Genomic DNA, 20000 nt, shown 5'->3' on the forward strand with positions numbered 1-20000 from the left:
GCTGTGAAGCAAGACCGGAAGGACTTGTGGAGCGCTTAGAAGTGAGAATGCCGGTATGAGTAGCGAAAGAGGGGTGAGAATCCCCTCCACCGAATGCCTAAGGTTTCCTGAGGAAGGCTCGTCCGCTCAGGGTTAGTCGGGACCTAAGCCGAGGCCGAAAGGCGTAGGCGATGGATAACAGGTTGATATTCCTGTACCACCTCCTCACCATTTGAGCAATGGGGGGACGCAGGAGGATAGGGTAAGCGCGGTATTGGATATCCGCGTCCAAGCAGTTAGGCTGGGAAATAGGCAAATCCGTTTCCCGTGAAGGCTGAGCTGTGATGGCGAGCGAATTATAGTAGCGAAGTTCCTGATTCCACACTGCCAAGAAAAGCCTCTAGCGAGGTGAGAGGTGCCCGTACCGCAAACCGACACAGGTAGGCGAGGAGAGAATCCTAAGGTGATCGAGAGAACTCTCGTTAAGGAACTCGGCAAAATGACCCCGTAACTTCGGGAGAAGGGGTGCTCTGTTAGGGTGCAAGCCCGAGAGAGCCGCAGTGAATAGGCCCAGGCGACTGTTTAGCAAAAACACAGGTCTCTGCGAAGCCGTAAGGCGAAGTATAGGGGCTGACGCCTGCCCGGTGCTGGAAGGTTAAGAGGAGCGCTTAGCGTAAGCGAAGGTGCGAATTGAAGCCCCAGTAAACGGCGGCCGTAACTATAACGGTCCTAAGGTAGCGAAATTCCTTGTCGGGTAAGTTCCGACCCGCACGAAAGGCGCAACGATCTGGGCACTGTCTCAACGAGAGACTCGGTGAAATTATAGTACCTGTGAAGATGCAGGTTACCCGCGACAGGACGGAAAGACCCCGTGGAGCTTTACTGCAGCCTGATATTGAATGTTGGTACAGCTTGTACAGGATAGGTAGGAGCCTTGGAAACCGGAGCGCCAGCTTCGGTGGAGGCATCGGTGGGATACTACCCTGGCTGTATTGACCTTCTAACCCGCCGCCCTTATCGGGCGGGGAGACAGTGTCAGGTGGGCAGTTTGACTGGGGCGGTCGCCTCCTAAAAGGTAACGGAGGCGCCCAAAGGTTCCCTCAGAATGGTTGGAAATCATTCGCAGAGTGTAAAGGCACAAGGGAGCTTGACTGCGAGACCTACAAGTCGAGCAGGGACGAAAGTCGGGCTTAGTGATCCGGTGGTTCCGCATGGAAGGGCCATCGCTCAACGGATAAAAGCTACCCCGGGGATAACAGGCTTATCTCCCCCAAGAGTCCACATCGACGGGGAGGTTTGGCACCTCGATGTCGGCTCATCGCATCCTGGGGCTGTAGTCGGTCCCAAGGGTTGGGCTGTTCGCCCATTAAAGCGGTACGCGAGCTGGGTTCAGAACGTCGTGAGACAGTTCGGTCCCTATCCGTCGCGGGCGCAGGAAATTTGAGAGGAGCTGTCCTTAGTACGAGAGGACCGGGATGGACGCACCGCTGGTGTACCAGTTGTTCTGCCAAGGGCATCGCTGGGTAGCTATGTGCGGACGGGATAAGTGCTGAAAGCATCTAAGCATGAAGCCCCCCTCAAGATGAGATTTCCCATTCCGCAAGGAAGTAAGATCCCTGAAAGATGATCAGGTTGATAGGTCTGAGGTGGAAGTGTGGCGACACATGGAGCTGACAGATACTAATCGATCGAGGACTTAACCAATTTTGAATGTATGCTTCCTGTTATCTAGTTTTGAGAGAACACTCTCAATGGTTTGGTGGCGATAGCGAAGAGGTCACACCCGTTCCCATGCCGAACACGGAAGTTAAGCTCTTCAGCGCCGATGGTAGTCGGGGGTTTCCCCCTGTGAGAGTAGGACGCCGCCAAGCTATCTTAACGGTAAAGGCAGCTCATCATGAGCTGCCTTTTTTGTGTTTATAAGTATTGCTTCAGAAAATTAGAAACGTAATAAGGAAATTTGCGTTCCGTGGCCTCTAAAAACCGCCGGATCATTACATAATCATCGCTGACATGCTGTGTCAGCAGTTCATACCACCACTCCGTTTCATATCTCGCAATCATCCCGACATTGTACAGGACCAAATAATGAATAATCATTTCCGGAAGATGCAGGAAGTGATCACGCTGAGAGGGTATATAATATTGATTCTTCTCTAAGTGAAACAATAAATTTGGTGAAGACCAAGGTTCCCTGTCTATCGGGGCGGCCTCAAAAACCAAATTCTTATGGTCTTTCCTGACAAAAGACCAATTCAAGTGATGACTGATGTATTCTGCAAAGCGGGTGTCAGACATATTGTAATGAATCACCGCATGTTCAGGCACTGAAATAAGATTATCTTTCAGCTCTACTTTGGTCAGCCAATTCTTTTTCTCTTGGAAATGGAATACAGTGTGCAATTCAGGAATGGCTGTCAGCAATTTTTTCATTGTATACCGTTCTTCCTCAAGACCGGCTATTCCGAATAAGTGCTTCATCACATGAATACATAAACCATTGCGCTGCACCTTCACTTCATCATCCCTAAAAGAGTAATTTTGCTTTTTGCGTTTTCGGGCAGTCACGCCATGTGCGAGTACTGAAGCGTGGCTTGGATAGCTTGGATCCGTGGTCAGAAGACAGGCTTTCAGCAATTGTGACATCCCGTAAAACAACAGAATAGGCTTAATTTCTAAAGGAGAAAGGGATGCCTGCTTATAAAAGGACTCGGCGTGTTTGATAAAGAATATGAAGCGCTCGCTGTTTTTAAACGCATACCGTTTTGGTTCTTCCATTCCTCTTTCTGTATAGACTTTATTTAGAAATTTCTGGGAAGATTCTACAGAATAAAATAATGATAACTCTTTCCACTCAAGGTCTCTCATATGTATTTTTAAACCCTTTCCTTTATCTAAATATTTCAACTCTTTTACGCTTCCTTGACATGCCGTTTTCTAGTTGATAATCTACATATAATATTTTGCCGAAAAGAGGGGGATTTACTAATGTGGGAAAGTAAATTTTCAAAAGAAGGCTTAACGTTCGATGATGTACTGCTCGTACCGGCTCAATCAGACGTACTTCCGCGTGATGTGGATTTGTCTGTTGAACTGACAAAAACGTTAAAGCTTAATATTCCTGTCATCAGTGCAGGAATGGATACAGTAACAGAATCAGCAATGGCGATTGCGATGGCCAGACAGGGCGGCTTGGGCATTATTCATAAAAACATGTCCATCGAACAGCAGGCTGAACATGTTGACAAAGTCAAACGTTCTGAACGGGGCGTTATTACAAATCCCTTCTTTTTAACACCTGATCATCAAGTATTCGATGCGGAGCATTTGATGGGGAAATACAGAATTTCCGGTGTTCCGATCGTAGATAATAAAGACGATCAAAAGCTGGTCGGTATCATTACAAACCGCGATCTTCGCTTTATCTCTGATTATTCAATGAAAATCAGTGATGTTATGACAAAAGAAGAGCTGGTTACAGCTCCTGTGGGAACCACATTAGACGAAGCAGAAAAAATCTTGCAGAAGCATAAAATTGAAAAACTTCCATTAGTGGATGACCAAAACAAATTAAAAGGTCTTATCACGATCAAAGATATTGAAAAGGTTATCGAATTCCCGAATTCATCTAAAGATGAACACGGACGCCTGATCGTCGGCGCTGCGGTCGGCGTGACAGGTGATACAATGACTCGTGTCAGCAAGCTTGTTGAAGCGAATGTCGACGTTATCGTGGTTGATACGGCTCACGGACATTCCAGAGGCGTACTGAACACAGTTGCGAAAATCCGTGAGACATATCCTGAATTGAACATTATCGCAGGAAATGTTGCTACGGCTGAAGCGACAAAAGCTCTGATTGAAGCCGGAGCAAACATTGTAAAAGTGGGAATCGGACCTGGATCTATCTGTACGACACGCGTCGTTGCAGGTGTAGGTGTACCGCAAATCACTGCGATTTATGATTGTGCCACTGAAGCGAGAAAACACGGCGCAACAATTATCGCGGACGGCGGTATTAAATTCTCCGGAGATATTACGAAAGCATTGGCATCCGGCGGACATGCCGTCATGCTTGGAAGCCTGCTTGCCGGTACTTCAGAAAGCCCGGGCGAAACTGAAATCTATCAAGGCAGAAGATTTAAAGTATATCGCGGTATGGGTTCTGTCGCTGCCATGGAAAAAGGCAGTAAAGACCGATATTTCCAAGAAGAAAATAAGAAATTCGTCCCTGAAGGTATCGAAGGACGGACTCCGTACAAAGGTCCTGTAGAAGAAACAGTGTATCAGCTTGTCGGCGGTCTTCGTTCAGGTATGGGATATTGCGGTTCAAAAGACTTGCGTGCTTTAAGAGAAGAAGCTCAATTCATCCGTATGACAGGAGCCGGTCTTCGCGAAAGCCATCCGCATGATGTCCAAATCACGAAGGAATCACCAAACTACACAATCTCATAATTGTTACAAATTAAAAACATTTGACAGGGTCGCTGACTCTGTCTATTTTTTTTATATCGAGTGTGATAAAATTTATAATGTTGTGTTTTGAATTTGAATATGTCCTTAACGGCTTAATTATAGATTTAAAATGAATGACGGAGGTCGTAAGATTGAACATCACGAAATGGAAACAGATGTTGGTGTCATTAGTGGTACTGGCACTGACCGCAACTTGCTTTGTTCCGATGTCTAAAGCGGAAGCAGCCGGCAATGACCCGATTGATGTCAATGCATCAGCTGCGATAATGATTGAGGCTTCATCGGGGAAAATTTTATACAGTAAAAATGCAGACAAAAGATTGCCGATTGCCAGCATGACAAAAATGATGACTGAATATCTGCTTCTGGAAGCCATTAAAGAAGGAAAAGTGAAATGGGATCAAACGTATACTCCTGATGATTATGTCTATGAAATCTCTCAAGACAACAGTTTATCAAACGTCCCTCTCCGGAAAGACGGCAAATACACAGTCAAAGAACTGTACCAAGCTATGGCGATTTACTCTGCTAACGGAGCTGCGATCGCTGTTGCCGAAATTCTTGCCGGAACTGAAACAAAATTTGTCGCTGAAATGAATGCGAAAGCCAAAGAACTAGGCATGACAAACTATGACTTTAAAAATTCCACCGGTCTTGTGAATGAAGACCTTCACGGCAAACAGCCGCAAGGAGAAGGCGTTAAAGAAGAGAGTGAAGTTTCTGCTAAAGATATGGCGCTTCTTGCAGACCGCCTGATCACTGATTATCCGGAAGTTCTGAAAACAACTAGCATCGCTAAGACGAAATTCAGAGCGGGCACTGATGATGAAATGGACATGCCGAACTGGAACTTCATGTTAAAAGGTCTTGTTTCTGAATATCCCGGCGTTGACGGCTTAAAAACAGGTTCTACTGATTCTGCGGGATCTTGTTTTACAAGCACCGCACAGCGGAACGGGATGCGGGTCATCACCGTTGTATTAAACGCAAAAGGCAACCTGCATACCGGACGTTTTGATGAAACGAAAAAAATGCTCGATTACGCATTTAACAGCAATTTCTCAATGAAAGATCTTTACCCTGAAGGCTCTCAAGTAAAAGGGCACAAAACGATTGACGTTGACAAAGGGAAAGACAAGCAAGTCGATATTGTTACTGATAAGGCGCTTTCTATTCCTGTGAAAAGCGGGGATGAAAAGAACTATAAAGCTGAAGTGACTTTAGATAAAAAAGAAATCACGGCTCCTGTGAAAAAAGGGACGAAAGTCGGAACGCTGACAGTTACATACAAAGGCAGCGACAAAGACTACGGCTTCCTCAAATCCAAAGAGTTCAGCGTGAATCTTGTAACGAAAAATGATGTAGATAAAGCAAACTGGTTTGTTCAGATGATGCGCGGCATCGGCGGCTTCTTCTCCGGAATCTGGAACAGTGCCGTTGATACGGTAACAGGCTGGTTTTAAGAAATAAGAAAGAGCTCTGATGAAAGTTAGGGCTCTTTTGCTTAATATACTGAAAAAACCAAATTGTTAGTAAAAAAATGATATCTATCTCTTTCATCTCGCTGTAAAATGAGAATATCCATATGAAATATTGTATTTCTGGGATACAATAAGAGATAGAAATTTCTAACTACACATTGACTAGGGGGACCAAATAATGGCTCAAACAGGTACTGACCGTGTAAAACGCGGAATGGCAGAAATGCAAAAAGGCGGCGTCATCATGGACGTTGTAAATGCTGAACAAGCGAAGATTGCCGAAGAGGCGGGAGCTGTTGCCGTAATGGCATTAGAACGAGTTCCGGCTGATATTCGTGCTGCCGGCGGTGTTGCCCGCATGGCTGACCCGACGATCGTTGAAGAAGTAATGAATGCTGTATCCATTCCCGTAATGGCAAAAGCGCGTATCGGACATATCGTTGAAGCGCGTGTCCTTGAAGCAATGGGAGTAGATTATATCGATGAAAGTGAAGTCCTGACTCCTGCTGACGAAGAATTTCATTTAAATAAAAATGAATATACTGTTCCGTTCGTATGCGGATGCCGTGATCTTGGCGAAGCAACACGCCGTATCGCTGAAGGGGCGTCCATGCTTCGTACAAAAGGCGAACCGGGAACAGGAAACATTGTGGAAGCTGTCCGCCATATGAGAAAAGTAAACGCGCAAGTGCGCAAAGTTGCAGCGATGAGCAATGATGAGCTGATGACTGAAGCTAAAAACCTCGGTGCTCCTTATGAACTGCTTCTTCAAATTAAGCGTGACGGCAAATTGCCTGTTGTCAACTTTGCTGCCGGCGGAGTGGCGACGCCTGCTGATGCGGCATTGATGATGCAGCTTGGCGCTGACGGCGTATTTGTCGGTTCAGGTATTTTCAAATCGGACAATCCTGCTAAATTCGCTAAAGCAATTGTTGAAGCAACGACTCACTACACAGATTACAAACTGATTGCTGAGCTTTCTAAAGAATTGGGCACAGCAATGAAAGGAATCGAAATCTCAAATCTATTACCGGAACAGCGTATGCAAGAACGCGGCTGGTAAAACCATAGGAGAGCTGGAAGCATGTTAACAATTGGTGTACTTGGACTTCAAGGAGCAGTAAGAGAACATATTCGTTCAATTGAAGCATGTGGTTCAAAAGGTGTCGTCATTAAGCGTCCTGAACAGCTGAATGACATCGACGGCTTAATCCTGCCGGGCGGGGAAAGCACGACTATGCGGCGTTTAATGGATACGTATCATTTTATGGAGCCGCTTCGCGAGTTTGCCGCCCAGGGAAAACCGATGTTCGGCACATGCGCCGGTCTGATTATCTTAGCCAAAGAGATTGCGGGAACGGATAATGCTCATTTAGGGCTGTTAAACGTTGTTGTCGAGCGTAATTCCTTTGGCCGTCAGGTCGACAGCTTTGAGGCTGATCTGACGATTAAAGGCCTTGATGAGCCGTTTACGGGTGTATTTATTCGCGCGCCGCATATTTTAGAAGCCGGAGAAGATGTTGAAGTGCTTTGTGAACATAACGGACGCATCGTGGCTGCTAAACAAGGCCATTTTCTCGGCTGCTCGTTCCATCCTGAATTGACGGATGATCACCGAGTGACAGAGCTGTTTGTGAAAATGGCGGAAAAGCATAAGCAGGAAACAGCTGTATAAAACAGTTGAAAACCGCTGATACTTATAGTACATTATAAACACAAATAAAGATCGAAAAGCGTTGACAGGAAGCAGTAGGAAGCCCCTCTTTCAAAGAGAGCCGATGGGTGGTGCGAATCGGTGAAAGATGCTCTCCGAATCCGTCCTTGAGCGAAATGCTGAAAACAAGTAGGCATTTACGGGAAAACCGTTATGTGTTAAAGCGGGAAGCAAGTGTGAGCTTGTTTTCAATCAGGGTGGCAACGCGAGAGCTCTCGTCCCTTTTAGGGGATGAGGGCTCTTTTTTATTTTCGATAAAAACAGATAGGAGTTGTTAGGCATGATTGACACGAAGGTGCTGAGAGCCAATTTTCAAGAAGTAAAAGCGAAGCTCATTCCAAAAGGCGAAGACTTATCTGACTTTGATAAGTTTGAAGAGCTTGATGAAAAAAGAAGAGAGCTTATCGGTAAAGTAGAAGAGCTGAAGGGAAAACGGAATGAAGTCTCTCAGCAGGTCGCCGTTTTGAAGCGGGAGAAAAAAGACGCTGATCATATTATTAAAGAGATGCGTGAAGTAGGCGAAGAAATTAAGAAGCTTGATGAAGAGCTTCGCACGGTTGAAACGACACTCGAAACCATCCTTCTGTCTATTCCGAACATCCCGCACGATTCAGTGCCTGTCGGGGAAACGGAAGATGATAATATTGAAATTCGCAAGTGGGGAGAGGCGCCGGCATTTCCTTATGAGCCGAAACCGCATTGGGATATCGCTGACCACCTAAACATTCTTGATTTTGAACGCGCTTCAAAAGTAACAGGAAGCCGGTTTGTGTTTTATAAAGGATTAGGGGCCCGTCTCGAACGTGCACTCTACAACTTTATGCTTGATCTTCACGTTGATGAATATCATTACACGGAAGTCATTCCTCCTTATATGGTAAACCGTACGAGCATGACAGGTACGGGGCAGCTTCCTAAATTTGAAGAGGATGCTTTTAAAATCAGGGAAGAGGATTATTTCTTAATTCCGACGGCGGAAGTGCCGATTACAAATATGCACCGCGATGAAATCTTATCCGGTGATGCATTGCCGATCAATTATGCGGCGTTCAGCGCTTGTTTCCGTTCAGAAGCGGGATCTGCCGGCCGTGATACACGCGGTTTGATCCGCCAGCATCAATTCAACAAGGTTGAGCTTGTGAAATTCGTGAAGCCGGAAGATTCTTATGAGGAGCTTGAAAAATTGACAAATCAAGCTGAGCGGGTGCTTCAGCTGCTCGAGCTCCCGTATCGTGTCATGAGCATGTGTACCGGTGACCTGGGCTTTACAGCTGCGAAAAAGTACGATATTGAGGTATGGATTCCAAGCCAAGACACATACCGTGAAATTTCTTCTTGCAGCAACTTTGAAGCCTTCCAGGCAAGACGAGCGAACATTCGATTCAGACGCGAAGCGAAAGGCAAGCCTGAGCATGTGCATACGTTAAACGGTTCAGGCCTGGCAGTCGGCAGAACAGTAGCTGCCATCTTAGAAAACTATCAGCAAGAGGACGGAAGCGTCATTATTCCGAAAGTGCTGCGTCCTTATATGGGAAATAAAGAAGTCATCAAACCGTAAAAGGTGCGCCCTAGAGGCGCGCCTTTTTTGCTGTTTGATATAAAGCGGCGGCGTTCCGGGCAGTGCTTTCCAGATTGAAACGGCCGGATACTAAGGCGTCTTCAAGGCTTACAGCGCCCGGCACGATAGAAAACACAGCTGCGATTCCTCTGTTGTATACATGTTCAAAGTCTTTTCCTAAGGAACCCGCCAATGCGATAACGGGAATTTCTTGAGCGGATGCGCGTGCGGCAATACCCGCGGGGGTTTTGCCGAATATCGTTTGTCCGTCAATCTGTCCCTCTCCGGTGATTACAAGGTCAGCGCCTTTTATCTGATCTGAAAAGGACAGTGTATCTAATACAATGTCGATGCCTCTTTGAAGTTCTGCTTGTAAGAAGGCAATCAGTCCTGCCCCTAAACCTCCTGCGGCACCCGCACCTTTTACAGAATCCGCTTCAATATCGTATTGCCGTCTCAATACATCAGCGAAATGGCGCAAATTACGATCCAATACCATTTTTGTCTCCTCGGACGCCCCTTTTTGCGGGCCAAAGACATATGACGCCCCATTTTCGCCGGTCAGGGGATTTTCGACATCGCAGGCGGCACGAATACGAATGTGTTTCAGATCAGGGGAGAGACCGCTTATATCAATAGAAGCCAGGGTGTGCAGAAAGCCTCCGCCGTCAGGTAGCTCCTGACCTTCCTCATTTAAGAAACGCACACCGAGCGCACTCGCCATTCCTGTCCCGGCGTCATTGGTGGCGCTTCCCCCAAGACCGATTATGATCTCACTCGCCCCGCGGGAAGCTGCATCAGCTATCAGTTCACCCGTTCCTCTTGTGGTCGTGTTCAACGGATCTCTGAGATGACGGGGAACGAGATGGAGTCCCGAAGCTTCCGCCATTTCAATGACTGCTGTGCGCCCGTCTCCCAGAAGTCCGTATACGGCATTTACCGGTGTTCCCAGCGGGCCGGTCACAGTTTTTTTGATAATGCTTCCGCCGGTGGCATCCGTCAAAGCCTGAACGGTTCCTTCTCCGCCGTCAGCCACGGGTATCTTGATATATTCCGCGTCAGGGAAGACCGCTTTGAATCCTTTTTCGATGCTGTCGGCGGCTTCTTTTGATGTCATGCTTTCTTTAAAAGAATCCGGTGCAATTATGACTTTCATTGTGTTCTCCACCTTTATGAGCAGGTTTATCTATTTCAATCTATTCTTGGTTTTCACTGTTTTTCCTGCCCGTATGACATACTGAGGTTGATTTGTAGACAAGACTTTTGTATGATAGTAAAGCTGACGGAAAAGCCGTTTAAGAAAAGAAATAAAAAATATGAAAAAGCGCTTGACTGAAATTCAGGTCATGTGGTATATTATTAAATGTCGATACGGAGGAATACCCAAGTCCGGCTGAAGGGATCGGTCTTGAAAACCGACAGGGGTGTCAAAGCCCGCGGGGGTTCGAATCCCTCTTCCTCCGCCATATTGATTTTAAACCTAATGAAACTCGAGCATATATTGGAGATTGTTTTGTCCGCTGCATGTGATGCAGCGGATTTTTTATATGCAAAAAAGCGATTTTCTCTTTTTGGGGAAAATCGCTTTATTATTTTTATTTAGTTCTGTTTTCATTGATCACGTGACTGATTTTTTCGATTAAAGGTTCCAGTGACTGTTCATCAGCTTCAAGGTCATAATCTTCAATGCGTACTTTCAGCACAGGGCAGGCGTTAAAACCGCTGATCCAGTCCTCGTACCGCGTATACATCTCTTCCCAATAGGAACGGTTGGTCTGCAGCTCCATCTCACGGCCCCGCTTTTCAATCCGCTCTATAATGTTTTCAAGATCGCCTTCTAAATAGATCAAAACATCAGGATGCGGGAAGTATGGCGTCATGACCATCGCCTCAAAAAGGCTTGTGTATGTTTTGTAATCTGTCAGCGACATGGTTCCTTTATCGGCATGCATTTTTGCGAATATGCCTGTATCTTCATAAATCGAACGGTCCTGCACGAATCCTCCGCCTGATTCAAACATGTTTTTCTGCTCCTTGAACCGCTCAGCCAGAAAATAAATTTGCAAATGAAAGCTCCAGCGTTCAAAGTCATGATAGAACTTCTCTAAATAAGGGTTTTCATCCACTTCTTCAAGTGAGGTATTAAACCCGAGGCGTTTTGCTAAAGCTTTGGTTAAAGTCGATTTTCCGACTCCTACTGTTCCCGCTACTGTTATAATGGCGTTGTTTGGAATGTGAATATCTTTCATTTAATAAGCTCCTTTACCTGACGGGCAATTCTTTCATAGTCTGTCTTATTCAAAACAAAGTCTTCAGTATCACCATCAATAGTCAGTACAGATATATCCGGATCTTCTTCCTGAAGCTGTCTGATGGCTGTATCGTAATCTGCAATGAGACGTTCCAGATATTGATGTTCGATATTTTTCTCAAACGGGCGCCCGCGTTTTTCGATGCGTTGAAGCAATGTCGGCAGGCTTGCCTTTATGTATACAATGACATTCGGCTTCGGTAAGTCGTGAGTGAGCAGATGATAAATCTGCTTATATTTCTCAAGCTTTTGTCCGTGCAATGTACGTTCTGCGAAAATAACATTTTTATAAATATGATAATCGGACAAAACGGGCTGTCCTTGTTTTAAATAATCCCGATCAGTGTCTTCAAGCTGTTTATACCTGTGACAGAGAAAAAACATTTCAAGCTGAAAACTCCACTCCTCGATATTATCATAGAACTTATCGAGATACGGGTTGTCTTCTACAATCTCATTAATCATAGGAAAACCGAGCTCTTCAGAAAGCATAGAAGCGAGTGTCGTTTTTCCTGCCCCGATAGGACCTTCTACCGCGATAAAAGGGGCTCTGTTCATTGAAAATCCTCCTTAATTCTGCAAACATCCGTCAGCTGCCGGCCTTTATATTGTATCACACTCTCAGAAACGCCCATGAAAAAAAGACGCTTCCGATTAACGAAACGTCTCTTTCACAATATGGAATTGATCTCCGAGCAAAAGCCAGTTTTGCGGGAAGGAGAGGCCGAGTTTCCAATAGCTGATTCCTCTTAAATGAAGTTCTTTAATTAAATTGAATTTCGCCTGAATGGAGCGGGCGTCTTCAAACCATACTTCATGCTGCTTCTGATTTTCAGCCGTGTATCGAAAGAAGGGAGCCTGGGCGGTTTCGTTATATTGAATGTCGACTTTATAGCGCGCGGCCAGAGCGATCGCCTGCTGAGGACTGACGGCTTTCGCTGTCGTTCCCTGTTTAAAAGGCAGTGTCCAATCGTAGCCGTACATGTTCTGTCCCATGACGATTTTGGAAGAAGGCATTTCTGTCAGCGCGTACTCAATGACATTCCTTACAGGGCCGATTGGTGATACGGCCTGAGCCGGGCCTCCGCTGTACCCCCACTCATATGTCATGATTACGACAAAATCGACGATTTCTCCATGTGCCCTATAGTCATGTGCTTCATACCATTTGCCGGCCTGGGTCGCACTCGTTTTCGGAGCAAGCGCCGTTGAAATCTTCCAGCCTTCCCGATGAAAAATCGTTCTCGCTTCACGTAAAAAACGATTGTAGGCTTCTCTGTCCTGAGGACGCAAATATTCGAAATCAAAATGAATATCACGGAAGCCGTGCTTTTTGGCCGTGGAGACGATTTCCTGAAAGAGCTTTGTTTTCACTGTATTATCATTCAAGATGAGCCGCCCGAGTTCATCGCTGAATGCGTCATTTTCAAGGTTGGTGATGATCATCATTAATGCGGTGTTGTGCCTGTCGCTGATGCTTTTTAAATTGGTCAGGGGCGGTTCTTTTAAAGTCCCGTTCCGCTGCACTTGAAAACTGAATGTGCCGAGGTATGTTAAATAAGGTGAGGCCTCTCTTGCTGCCTGCTGCAGATTAGGGCTTACGCTCGTTCCCCGCGGTTCTATATATGCATTTGATTCGATATCGGGCTTATTCGTCTGCCGCGGAATGTGCAGGCGGGTTCCGACTTGCAATGTGGTGCTGAGCTGAATTCCGTTCACCCTCGCAAGCTCCGCGGCCGATATATGAAAACGGCCGGCGATTGCCGCAAGAGTATCGCCTTGTCTCACCTCGTAATATTGTCCCTCGATCGGAATGACAAGGGTTTGTCCGACAACCAATGTATTGGGATCAGGCAGTTTATTTGCTTCCGCAATGACATTTGCGGCAATCCGGTAGCGCGCCGCAATAGCAGAAAGTGTGTCGCCCCGTTTCACTACATAAATCTGAATGAAAAACGCCTCCTTTCATATCCGCTATCAAATGTATGAAAAAAGGAGGCTGATCATGTTTATTTTTCGGAGGTAATTTGTTTTTCGGTAGTTATTTCTGCGAAGAGTACATTCTCCATCATTGTCAAAGCGAAATCATTGTCTTCGTCGCTATTGGAAGCGGTGCAGTCTTTCGGGATGGCAATGCTGTATTCCCGCATATAAGCGTCGTTAGCCGTGAACAGCACACAAATATTCCCGGCAATCCCCGTGATCATTAATCGGTTCACTTTTAATTCGGTCAGAAGGGTGTGAAGCGCCGTTTCGTAAAATGCGGAATGCTTCGGTTTAATCAGAAAATAATCATCCGGCTGAGGCGAAATATCTTCTATAATGTCAGCGCTTATGTCATTGCTGCATTCCTCCTTGATGGCATCAATATCAGCCTTCCAAAGCCCGTAATGGTCATTAATATAAATAATCGGCCAGTTGTTTTGTTTTGCATGCTTCTTTAATGATAAAATACGGGGGACAATTTGTTTGGTTTTTTCAGCAAGACGTTCGCCCATATCAAATTGAAAATTATTGATCATATCGACAATCAGAAGGGCTGTGTTGTTAGGTTCAGTCAATACCGGCAACTCCTTTCTGCTGAGGTATTCTTATTTTAACCTTTATGAGACATGAAAAAACTTAAGAAGAGAGCTTGAACCGATGAATGATGAATATTATATGAGAGAAGCCATAAAAGAAGCGAAGAAAGCAGAAGCGAAAGGGGAAGTGCCGATCGGAGCCGTCCTTGTTCTGCACGATGAGATTGTGGCGCGGGCACATAATCTGCGGGAGACGGAACAGCGCTCACTTGCCCACGCGGAAATGCTGGCGATAGACGAAGCGTGCCGCAAGCTGGGAACATGGAGACTTGAGGGCGCCGTTCTTTATGTCACTTTAGAGCCGTGCCCGATGTGTGCGGGAGCCGTCGTGCTTTCCAGAGTCGATAAGGTCGTGTTCGGCGCATTTGATCCCAAGGGAGGCTGTACAGGAACGCTGATGAACCTTTTGCAGGAAGAACGGTTCAACCACCAAGCGGAAGTGGTGAGCGGAGTGCTCGAAGAAGAGTGCGGAGAAATGCTCAGCGCTTTTTTCAGAAAGCTGCGCCGGCAAAAGAAAGACAAGAGGAAAAAGTTGTCTGAGTAGTACGGTTGCATTTTCTGCCTGAAGCAGATATACTTATGTGTGCATCATAAATGGTGCGCATATAAAAATTTGATATTTATTTTGCCGTGCTAAGCGGGGAGGTAGCGGTGCCCTGTACCCGCAATCCGCTCTAGCGGGGCCGAATCCCTTCTCGAGGTTCGTTTACTGTAAGGCCTGCCTTAAGTAAGTGGCGTTGACGTCTGGGTCCTGCGCAATGGGAATTCATGAACCATGTCAGGTCCGGAAGGAAGCAGCATTAAGTGAAACCTCTCATGTGCCGCAGGGTTGCCTGGGCTGAGCTAACTGCTTAAGTAACGCTTAGGGTAGCGAATCGACAGAAGGTGCACGGTAAATCAATCATCAAATTTCAGACTCACCTGTTTATGGCAGGTGAGTTTTTTCGTATATGAAAAACGGGTTTTGGCGTTAAAAGCCCGTTCATGTATAATAAACATGATGAATAACAGAGGAGGGCGCATCCTGTGGGTTACCAAGCTTTATATCGAGTATTTAGGCCTCAGCAGTTTGAAGATGTGGTCGGACAGGAACACATTACGAAAACGCTGCAAAATGCCCTTTTGCAAAAGAAATTTTCTCATGCATATCTGTTTTCTGGACCACGAGGAACGGGAAAAACCAGTGCAGCTAAAATATTTGCGAAAGCAGTCAACTGTGAGCACGCCCCTGTAGAAGAACCGTGCAATGAATGCGCGGCGTGCAAGGGGATCACAAACGGCTCTATATCAGATGTGATCGAAATAGATGCGGCGTCGAATAACGGCGTAGACGAAATCCGCGACATCCGCGACAAAGTAAAATTCGCCCCGTCGGCCGTCACTTACAAGGTATATATTATAGATGAGGTGCATATGCTCTCTATCGGCGCATTCAACGCGCTTCTGAAAACGCTGGAAGAACCGCCGGCACATTGCATTTTCATATTAGCTACGACTGAGCCTCACAAGATTCCTTTAACCATTATCTCCAGATGTCAGCGTTTTGACTTCAAACGGATTACATCCCAAGCAATTGTCGGACGAATGAAGATAATCGTCGATGCAGAGCAGCTGAAGGTGGAAGAAGGCGCCCTTGATATCATAGCGAGTGCTGCGGACGGGGGAATGAGGGACGCGCTGAGCCTGCTCGATCAAGCCGTATCATTCAGCGGCGATGAGCTGTCGGTGGATGACGCATTGCTCATTACCGGGGCCGTTTCCCAGCACTATATTGGAAAACTGGCATCTGCTCTTCACCGCAAACAGGTTTCCGAGGCGTTGGAAACACTGAATGAATTGCTTCAGCAGGGGAAAGATGCGGCCAAACTGATTGAAGATATGATCTTTTATTTCAGGGATATGCTCTTGTACCAGGCTGCTCCCGATTTAGAAGGAGTCCTGGAGAAGGTGAAGGTCGATGAAACGTTCCTGAATCTGAGCGGTGAAATACCGGCCCCCGCTTTATATGAGATGATTGATATCCTGAATAAAAGCCATCAGGAAATGAAGTGGACGAACCACCCAAGAATCTTTTTTGAAGTGGCTGTCGTGAAAATATGCCAGACGGCGCAGCAATCCGGCGCAGACATCCCTGAGGTCGGCATGCTGATGAATAAGATCCAGCAGCTTGAGCAGGAAGTGGAAAGGCTGAAAACCTCCGGTGTGAAAGTTCAGGCGGAAAGCGCTCCGAAAGAAGCCCCGCGTCCTCAAAAAGGCGGAAAAAGCCATTACAAAGCTCCGGTCGGAAGAATCCATGAAATATTGAAGGAAGCCACAAGACCGGACCTTGAACAGCTTAAAAGCAGCTGGGGCAAGCTGCTGGCACACCTGAAGCAGCAGAATAAGGTGTCCCATGCGGCTCTTTTGAATGACAGTGAACCGGTGGCCGCCGCCCAGAAGGCATTTGTACTTAAATTTAAATACGAAATCCATTGTAAAATGGTTGCCGAAGACAATAACGGAGTCCGTACGAATCTTGAACAGATTCTCGAATCAATGCTCGGGAAAAGAATGGATTTGATTGGCGTTCCGGAAGCACAATGGGGTAAAATAAGAGAAGAATTTTTAAATGATCATCAGCAGGAAAGTGAAGGATCAAACGAACCGGCTGAAGAAGATCCGCTTATTGCAGAGGCGAAAAAACTTGTCGGAGCGGATTTAATCGAAATAAAAGACTAATGAGATGAAAGAGAGTGATTGAATATGCGTGGCGGAATGGGAAACATGCAAAAAATGATGAAACAGATGCAAAAAATGCAAAAGGATATGGCGAAGGCTCAGGAGGAGCTTGCTGAAAAAGTGCTTGAAGGCACAGCGGGCGGCGGAATGGTGACTGTAAAGGTTAACGGTCAAAAAGAAGTTGTAGACGTTGCGATTAAAGAAGAAGTCGTTGATCCGGAAGATATCGAAATGCTTCAGGACCTGGTTCTTGCTGCGACAAACGACGCCCTCAAAAAAGTGGATGACATGACGAATGAGACAATGGGACAATTTACAAAAGGAATGAACATACCGGGTTTATTCTAGGGGGATAAATAAACATGCAGTATCCTGAACCAATATCAAAGCTGATTGACAGCTTTATGAAATTGCCAGGGATCGGACCGAAAACAGCGGTTCGTCTGGCTTTTTTTGTTCTAGGTATGAAAGAAGACACAGTATTGGATTTTGCTAAGGCGCTTGTCAATGCGAAGCGGAATCTGACATATTGCTCGATTTGCGGACATATTACAGATCAGGACCCTTGTTATATATGTGAGGATACAAGAAGAGATAAGTCTGTTATTTGTGTCGTGCAGGACCCTAAGGATGTTATTGCAATGGAGAAAATGAAGGAATATAACGGCCAGTATCATGTTCTTCACGGCGCGATTTCTCCAATGGACGGCATCGGACCGGAGGATATTAAGATTCCGGAACTGCTGAAGCGCCTTCAGGATGATCAAGTGACAGAAGTTATTCTCGCAACCAACCCTAATATTGAAGGGGAAGCAACAGCGATGTATATATCGAGGCTGTTAAAGCCCTCAGGCATCAAGCTCTCCCGTATTGCCCACGGCCTGCCCGTCGGCGGCGATTTGGAATATGCTGATGAGGTCACTCTTTCAAAAGCGCTTGAAGGAAGACGTGAATTGTAAGGGAGGAAATGGCGAGGCATGGGTTTTCTTCGCAGAAATACATTAAGAAAAGAGTTTGACGAACAGCTGATTGAACAGCTCTTTAAACAAAAGGAAGAATGGAACAGACAGAAGAGTCTGGTCGATAAAAGTCTTGAGCCCTCAGCTGAGGTGCTGTTTGAGCTGAAAGTCGCTGAATCTAAGTACTTTTTTTATTTGAAAGAAGCGAAGCAGCGGAATTTAAAAATGAGCAGATGGAAGTAAGAGGTCTATTCTCCGGAATCTTCTCATAAGCTTGTACTAAACAAGCGAGGGGGAAGATTCATGGAGCCTTTTTTTATTATCGGTTTAATTGTCGGTCTGGTTGCTTTGCTTTTTTTATGGGGAGTATCTCCAAAGCCGTTAAGATGGATTGGTTTGACTGCCATTAAGTTTATTGCCGGTGCGATTCTTCTGGTTGGTGTGAATTTGTTCGGCGGGAGTCTCGGCATTCATATTCCTGTTAATCTGGTTACAACCGGTGTCAGCGGGATTTTAGGAATCCCAGGCATCGCTGCTTTAATCGTCATTAAACGCTTCATCATTTAATTTGTCGATTATTGTTGACATGATGGATTAAGGGTGGTATTCTAATATACGTCGCTGATGACGAAACAGATTCTCAAAAAAAGAATTTAAAAAAGTTATTGACGATGATAACAATGATATGATATAATAATTAAGTCGCTTCGGGAGAGGCGGACAAAGTTCTTTGAAAACTAAACAAGACAAAACGTACCTGTTAATTCAAAGTTTTAAATAAATCGCACAGCGATGTGCGTAGTCAGTCAAACTACTTTATCGGAGAGTTTGATCCTGGCTCAGGACGAACGCTGGCGGCGTGCCTAATACATGCAAGTCGAGCGGACAGATGGGAGCTTGCTCCCTGATGTTAGCGGCGGACGGGTGAGTAACACGTGGGTAACCTGCCTGTAAGACTGGGATAACTCCGGGAAACCGGGGCTAATACCGGATGCTTGTTTGAACCGCATGGTTCAGACATAAAAGGTGGCTTCGGCTACCACTTACAGATGGACCCGCGGCGCATTAGCTAGTTGGTGAGGTAACGGCTCACCAAGGCGACGATGCGTAGCCGACCTGAGAGGGTGATCGGCCACACTGGGACTGAGACACGGCCCAGACTCCTACGGGAGGCAGCAGTAGGGAATCTTCCGCAATGGACGAAAGTCTGACGGAGCAACGCCGCGTGAGTGATGAAGGTTTTCGGATCGTAAAGCTCTGTTGTTAGGGAAGAACAAGTGCCGTTCAAATAGGGCGGCACCTTGACGGTACCTAACCAGAAAGCCACGGCTAACTACGTGCCAGCAGCCGCGGTAATACGTAGGTGGCAAGCGTTGTCCGGAATTATTGGGCGTAAAGGGCTCGCAGGCGGTTTCTTAAGTCTGATGTGAAAGCCCCCGGCTCAACCGGGGAGGGTCATTGGAAACTGGGGAACTTGAGTGCAGAAGAGGAGAGTGGAATTCCACGTGTAGCGGTGAAATGCGTAGAGATGTGGAGGAACACCAGTGGCGAAGGCGACTCTCTGGTCTGTAACTGACGCTGAGGAGCGAAAGCGTGGGGAGCGAACAGGATTAGATACCCTGGTAGTCCACGCCGTAAACGATGAGTGCTAAGTGTTAGGGGGTTTCCGCCCCTTAGTGCTGCAGCTAACGCATTAAGCACTCCGCCTGGGGAGTACGGTCGCAAGACTGAAACTCAAAGGAATTGACGGGGGCCCGCACAAGCGGTGGAGCATGTGGTTTAATTCGAAGCAACGCGAAGAACCTTACCAGGTCTTGACATCCTCTGACAATCCTAGAGATAGGACGTCCCCTTCGGGGGCAGAGTGACAGGTGGTGCATGGTTGTCGTCAGCTCGTGTCGTGAGATGTTGGGTTAAGTCCCGCAACGAGCGCAACCCTTGATCTTAGTTGCCAGCATTCAGTTGGGCACTCTAAGGTGACTGCCGGTGACAAACCGGAGGAAGGTGGGGATGACGTCAAATCATCATGCCCCTTATGACCTGGGCTACACACGTGCTACAATGGGCAGAACAAAGGGCAGCGAGACCGCGAGGTTAAGCCAATCCCACAAATCTGTTCTCAGTTCGGATCGCAGTCTGCAACTCGACTGCGTGAAGCTGGAATCGCTAGTAATCGCGGATCAGCATGCCGCGGTGAATACGTTCCCGGGCCTTGTACACAC

At 46.5% G+C, this 20000-nt stretch carries 17 protein-coding genes, 1 tRNA gene, 3 rRNA genes, 1 other RNA gene and 1 other annotated feature (2 of these 23 cut by a window edge); of the genes, 16 read left to right on the plus strand and 6 right to left on the minus strand.

Going from position 1 to position 20000, the window contains the following annotated elements:
• Positions 1 to 1683: ribosomal RNA gene (locus QRX25_RS00055) — 23S ribosomal RNA — on the plus strand; it begins 1247 nt to the left of the window's first position.
• A gap of 51 nt (positions 1684 to 1734) precedes the next feature.
• Positions 1735 to 1850, plus strand: a 5S ribosomal RNA gene (gene rrf, locus QRX25_RS00060).
• 46 nt (positions 1851 to 1896) lie between these two features.
• Here the strand turns inward: rrf and QRX25_RS00065 are convergent.
• Complete coding sequence (locus QRX25_RS00065; RefSeq protein ID WP_212101607.1) at positions 1897 to 2847, minus strand: YaaC family protein; 951 nt, start codon at positions 2845 to 2847, stop codon at positions 1897 to 1899.
• 120 nt (positions 2848 to 2967) lie between these two features.
• On the opposite strand from QRX25_RS00065, the gene guaB reads away from it, so the two are divergent.
• From guaB to serS, 5 genes are all read left to right on the plus strand, one after another.
• A complete protein-coding gene (guaB, locus tag QRX25_RS00070) occupies positions 2968 to 4434 on the plus strand; it encodes an IMP dehydrogenase (RefSeq protein ID WP_003150717.1) in 1467 nt (488 codons plus the stop codon).
• A gap of 152 nt (positions 4435 to 4586) precedes the next feature.
• Positions 4587 to 5918, plus strand: a complete 1332-nt coding sequence (gene dacA, locus QRX25_RS00075) for a D-alanyl-D-alanine carboxypeptidase (RefSeq protein WP_081301851.1) — start codon at positions 4587 to 4589, stop codon at positions 5916 to 5918.
• A 196-nt stretch (positions 5919 to 6114) separates the two neighbouring features.
• On the plus strand, positions 6115 to 6999 hold the full coding sequence (gene pdxS, locus QRX25_RS00080; protein WP_065980510.1) for a pyridoxal 5'-phosphate synthase lyase subunit PdxS: 885 nt from the start codon (positions 6115 to 6117) through the stop codon (positions 6997 to 6999).
• A gap of 21 nt (positions 7000 to 7020) precedes the next feature.
• Positions 7021 to 7611 (plus strand): pyridoxal 5'-phosphate synthase glutaminase subunit PdxT, encoded by a 591-nt coding sequence (pdxT, locus tag QRX25_RS00085; protein WP_013350730.1) that lies wholly within the window; start codon positions 7021 to 7023, stop codon positions 7609 to 7611.
• Positions 7612 to 7663: 52 nt separating this feature from the next.
• Positions 7664 to 7876, plus strand: a binding site (T-box leader).
• A 54-nt stretch (positions 7877 to 7930) separates the two neighbouring features.
• Complete coding sequence (gene serS, locus QRX25_RS00090) at positions 7931 to 9208, plus strand: serine--tRNA ligase (protein WP_115998504.1); 1278 nt, start codon at positions 7931 to 7933, stop codon at positions 9206 to 9208.
• A 10-nt stretch (positions 9209 to 9218) separates the two neighbouring features.
• Here serS and QRX25_RS00095 read toward each other — a convergent pair whose 3' ends face one another.
• On the minus strand, positions 9219 to 10364 hold the full coding sequence (locus tag QRX25_RS00095; RefSeq protein ID WP_212100028.1) for a glycerate kinase: 1146 nt from the start codon (positions 10362 to 10364) through the stop codon (positions 9219 to 9221).
• Positions 10365 to 10581: 217 nt separating this feature from the next.
• Between QRX25_RS00095 and QRX25_RS00100 the strand changes: the two genes are divergently transcribed.
• Positions 10582 to 10674: transfer RNA gene (locus QRX25_RS00100), tRNA-Ser, on the plus strand.
• Positions 10675 to 10803: 129 nt separating this feature from the next.
• Here QRX25_RS00100 and dck read toward each other — a convergent pair.
• The 4 genes from dck to QRX25_RS00120 all read right to left on the minus strand — a co-directional run bounded on the left by dck (position 10804) and on the right by QRX25_RS00120 (position 14080).
• Positions 10804 to 11457 carry a deoxyadenosine/deoxycytidine kinase gene (gene dck, locus QRX25_RS00105; RefSeq protein ID WP_065980513.1) on the minus strand — a complete coding sequence of 218 codons (654 nt, stop codon included), beginning with the start codon at positions 11455 to 11457 and terminating at the stop codon, positions 10804 to 10806.
• On the minus strand, positions 11454 to 12077 hold the full coding sequence (locus tag QRX25_RS00110; RefSeq protein WP_013350734.1) for a deoxynucleoside kinase: 624 nt from the start codon (positions 12075 to 12077) through the stop codon (positions 11454 to 11456). The genes dck and QRX25_RS00110 overlap by 4 nt, the downstream gene beginning before the upstream one ends.
• 96 nt (positions 12078 to 12173) lie before the next feature.
• Positions 12174 to 13463, minus strand: a complete 1290-nt coding sequence (locus QRX25_RS00115; protein WP_196769350.1) for a glycoside hydrolase family 18 protein — start codon at positions 13461 to 13463, stop codon at positions 12174 to 12176.
• Between the two features lie 65 nt (positions 13464 to 13528).
• Positions 13529 to 14080: a cysteine hydrolase family protein gene (locus QRX25_RS00120; protein ID WP_076983217.1), complete on the minus strand. Its 552-nt coding sequence runs from the start codon at positions 14078 to 14080 to the stop codon at positions 13529 to 13531.
• An 82-nt stretch (positions 14081 to 14162) separates the two neighbouring features.
• On the opposite strand from QRX25_RS00120, the gene tadA reads away from it, so the two are divergent.
• From tadA to QRX25_RS00160, 8 genes are all read left to right on the plus strand, one after another.
• Complete coding sequence (gene tadA / locus QRX25_RS00125) at positions 14163 to 14645, plus strand: tRNA adenosine(34) deaminase TadA (protein WP_212100031.1); 483 nt, start codon at positions 14163 to 14165, stop codon at positions 14643 to 14645.
• 84 nt (positions 14646 to 14729) lie between these two features.
• Positions 14730 to 14994: signal recognition particle sRNA large type (gene ffs, locus QRX25_RS00130), an RNA gene on the plus strand.
• A 133-nt stretch (positions 14995 to 15127) separates the two neighbouring features.
• Positions 15128 to 16819, plus strand: coding sequence for a DNA polymerase III subunit gamma/tau (gene dnaX / locus QRX25_RS00135; protein WP_212100034.1), 1692 nt, complete (start codon positions 15128 to 15130; stop codon positions 16817 to 16819).
• A 24-nt stretch (positions 16820 to 16843) separates the two neighbouring features.
• Entirely contained in the window at positions 16844 to 17167 is a 324-nt protein-coding gene (locus QRX25_RS00140; RefSeq protein ID WP_003150700.1) for a YbaB/EbfC family nucleoid-associated protein, read from the plus strand.
• A 14-nt stretch (positions 17168 to 17181) separates the two neighbouring features.
• On the plus strand, positions 17182 to 17778 hold the full coding sequence (recR, locus tag QRX25_RS00145; RefSeq protein ID WP_003150697.1) for a recombination protein RecR: 597 nt from the start codon (positions 17182 to 17184) through the stop codon (positions 17776 to 17778).
• A gap of 18 nt (positions 17779 to 17796) precedes the next feature.
• On the plus strand, positions 17797 to 18021 hold the full coding sequence (locus QRX25_RS00150) for a YaaL family protein (protein WP_212100038.1): 225 nt from the start codon (positions 17797 to 17799) through the stop codon (positions 18019 to 18021).
• A gap of 60 nt (positions 18022 to 18081) precedes the next feature.
• Entirely contained in the window at positions 18082 to 18345 is a 264-nt protein-coding gene (locus QRX25_RS00155; protein ID WP_065980517.1) for a pro-sigmaK processing inhibitor BofA family protein, read from the plus strand.
• A 249-nt stretch (positions 18346 to 18594) separates the two neighbouring features.
• Positions 18595 to 20000, plus strand: a 16S ribosomal RNA gene (locus QRX25_RS00160) (it continues 144 nt past the right edge of the window).

The sequence above is a fragment of the Bacillus sp. L381 genome, from assembly GCF_030284525.1.
Classification (GTDB): domain Bacteria; phylum Bacillota; class Bacilli; order Bacillales; family Bacillaceae; genus Bacillus; species Bacillus amyloliquefaciens.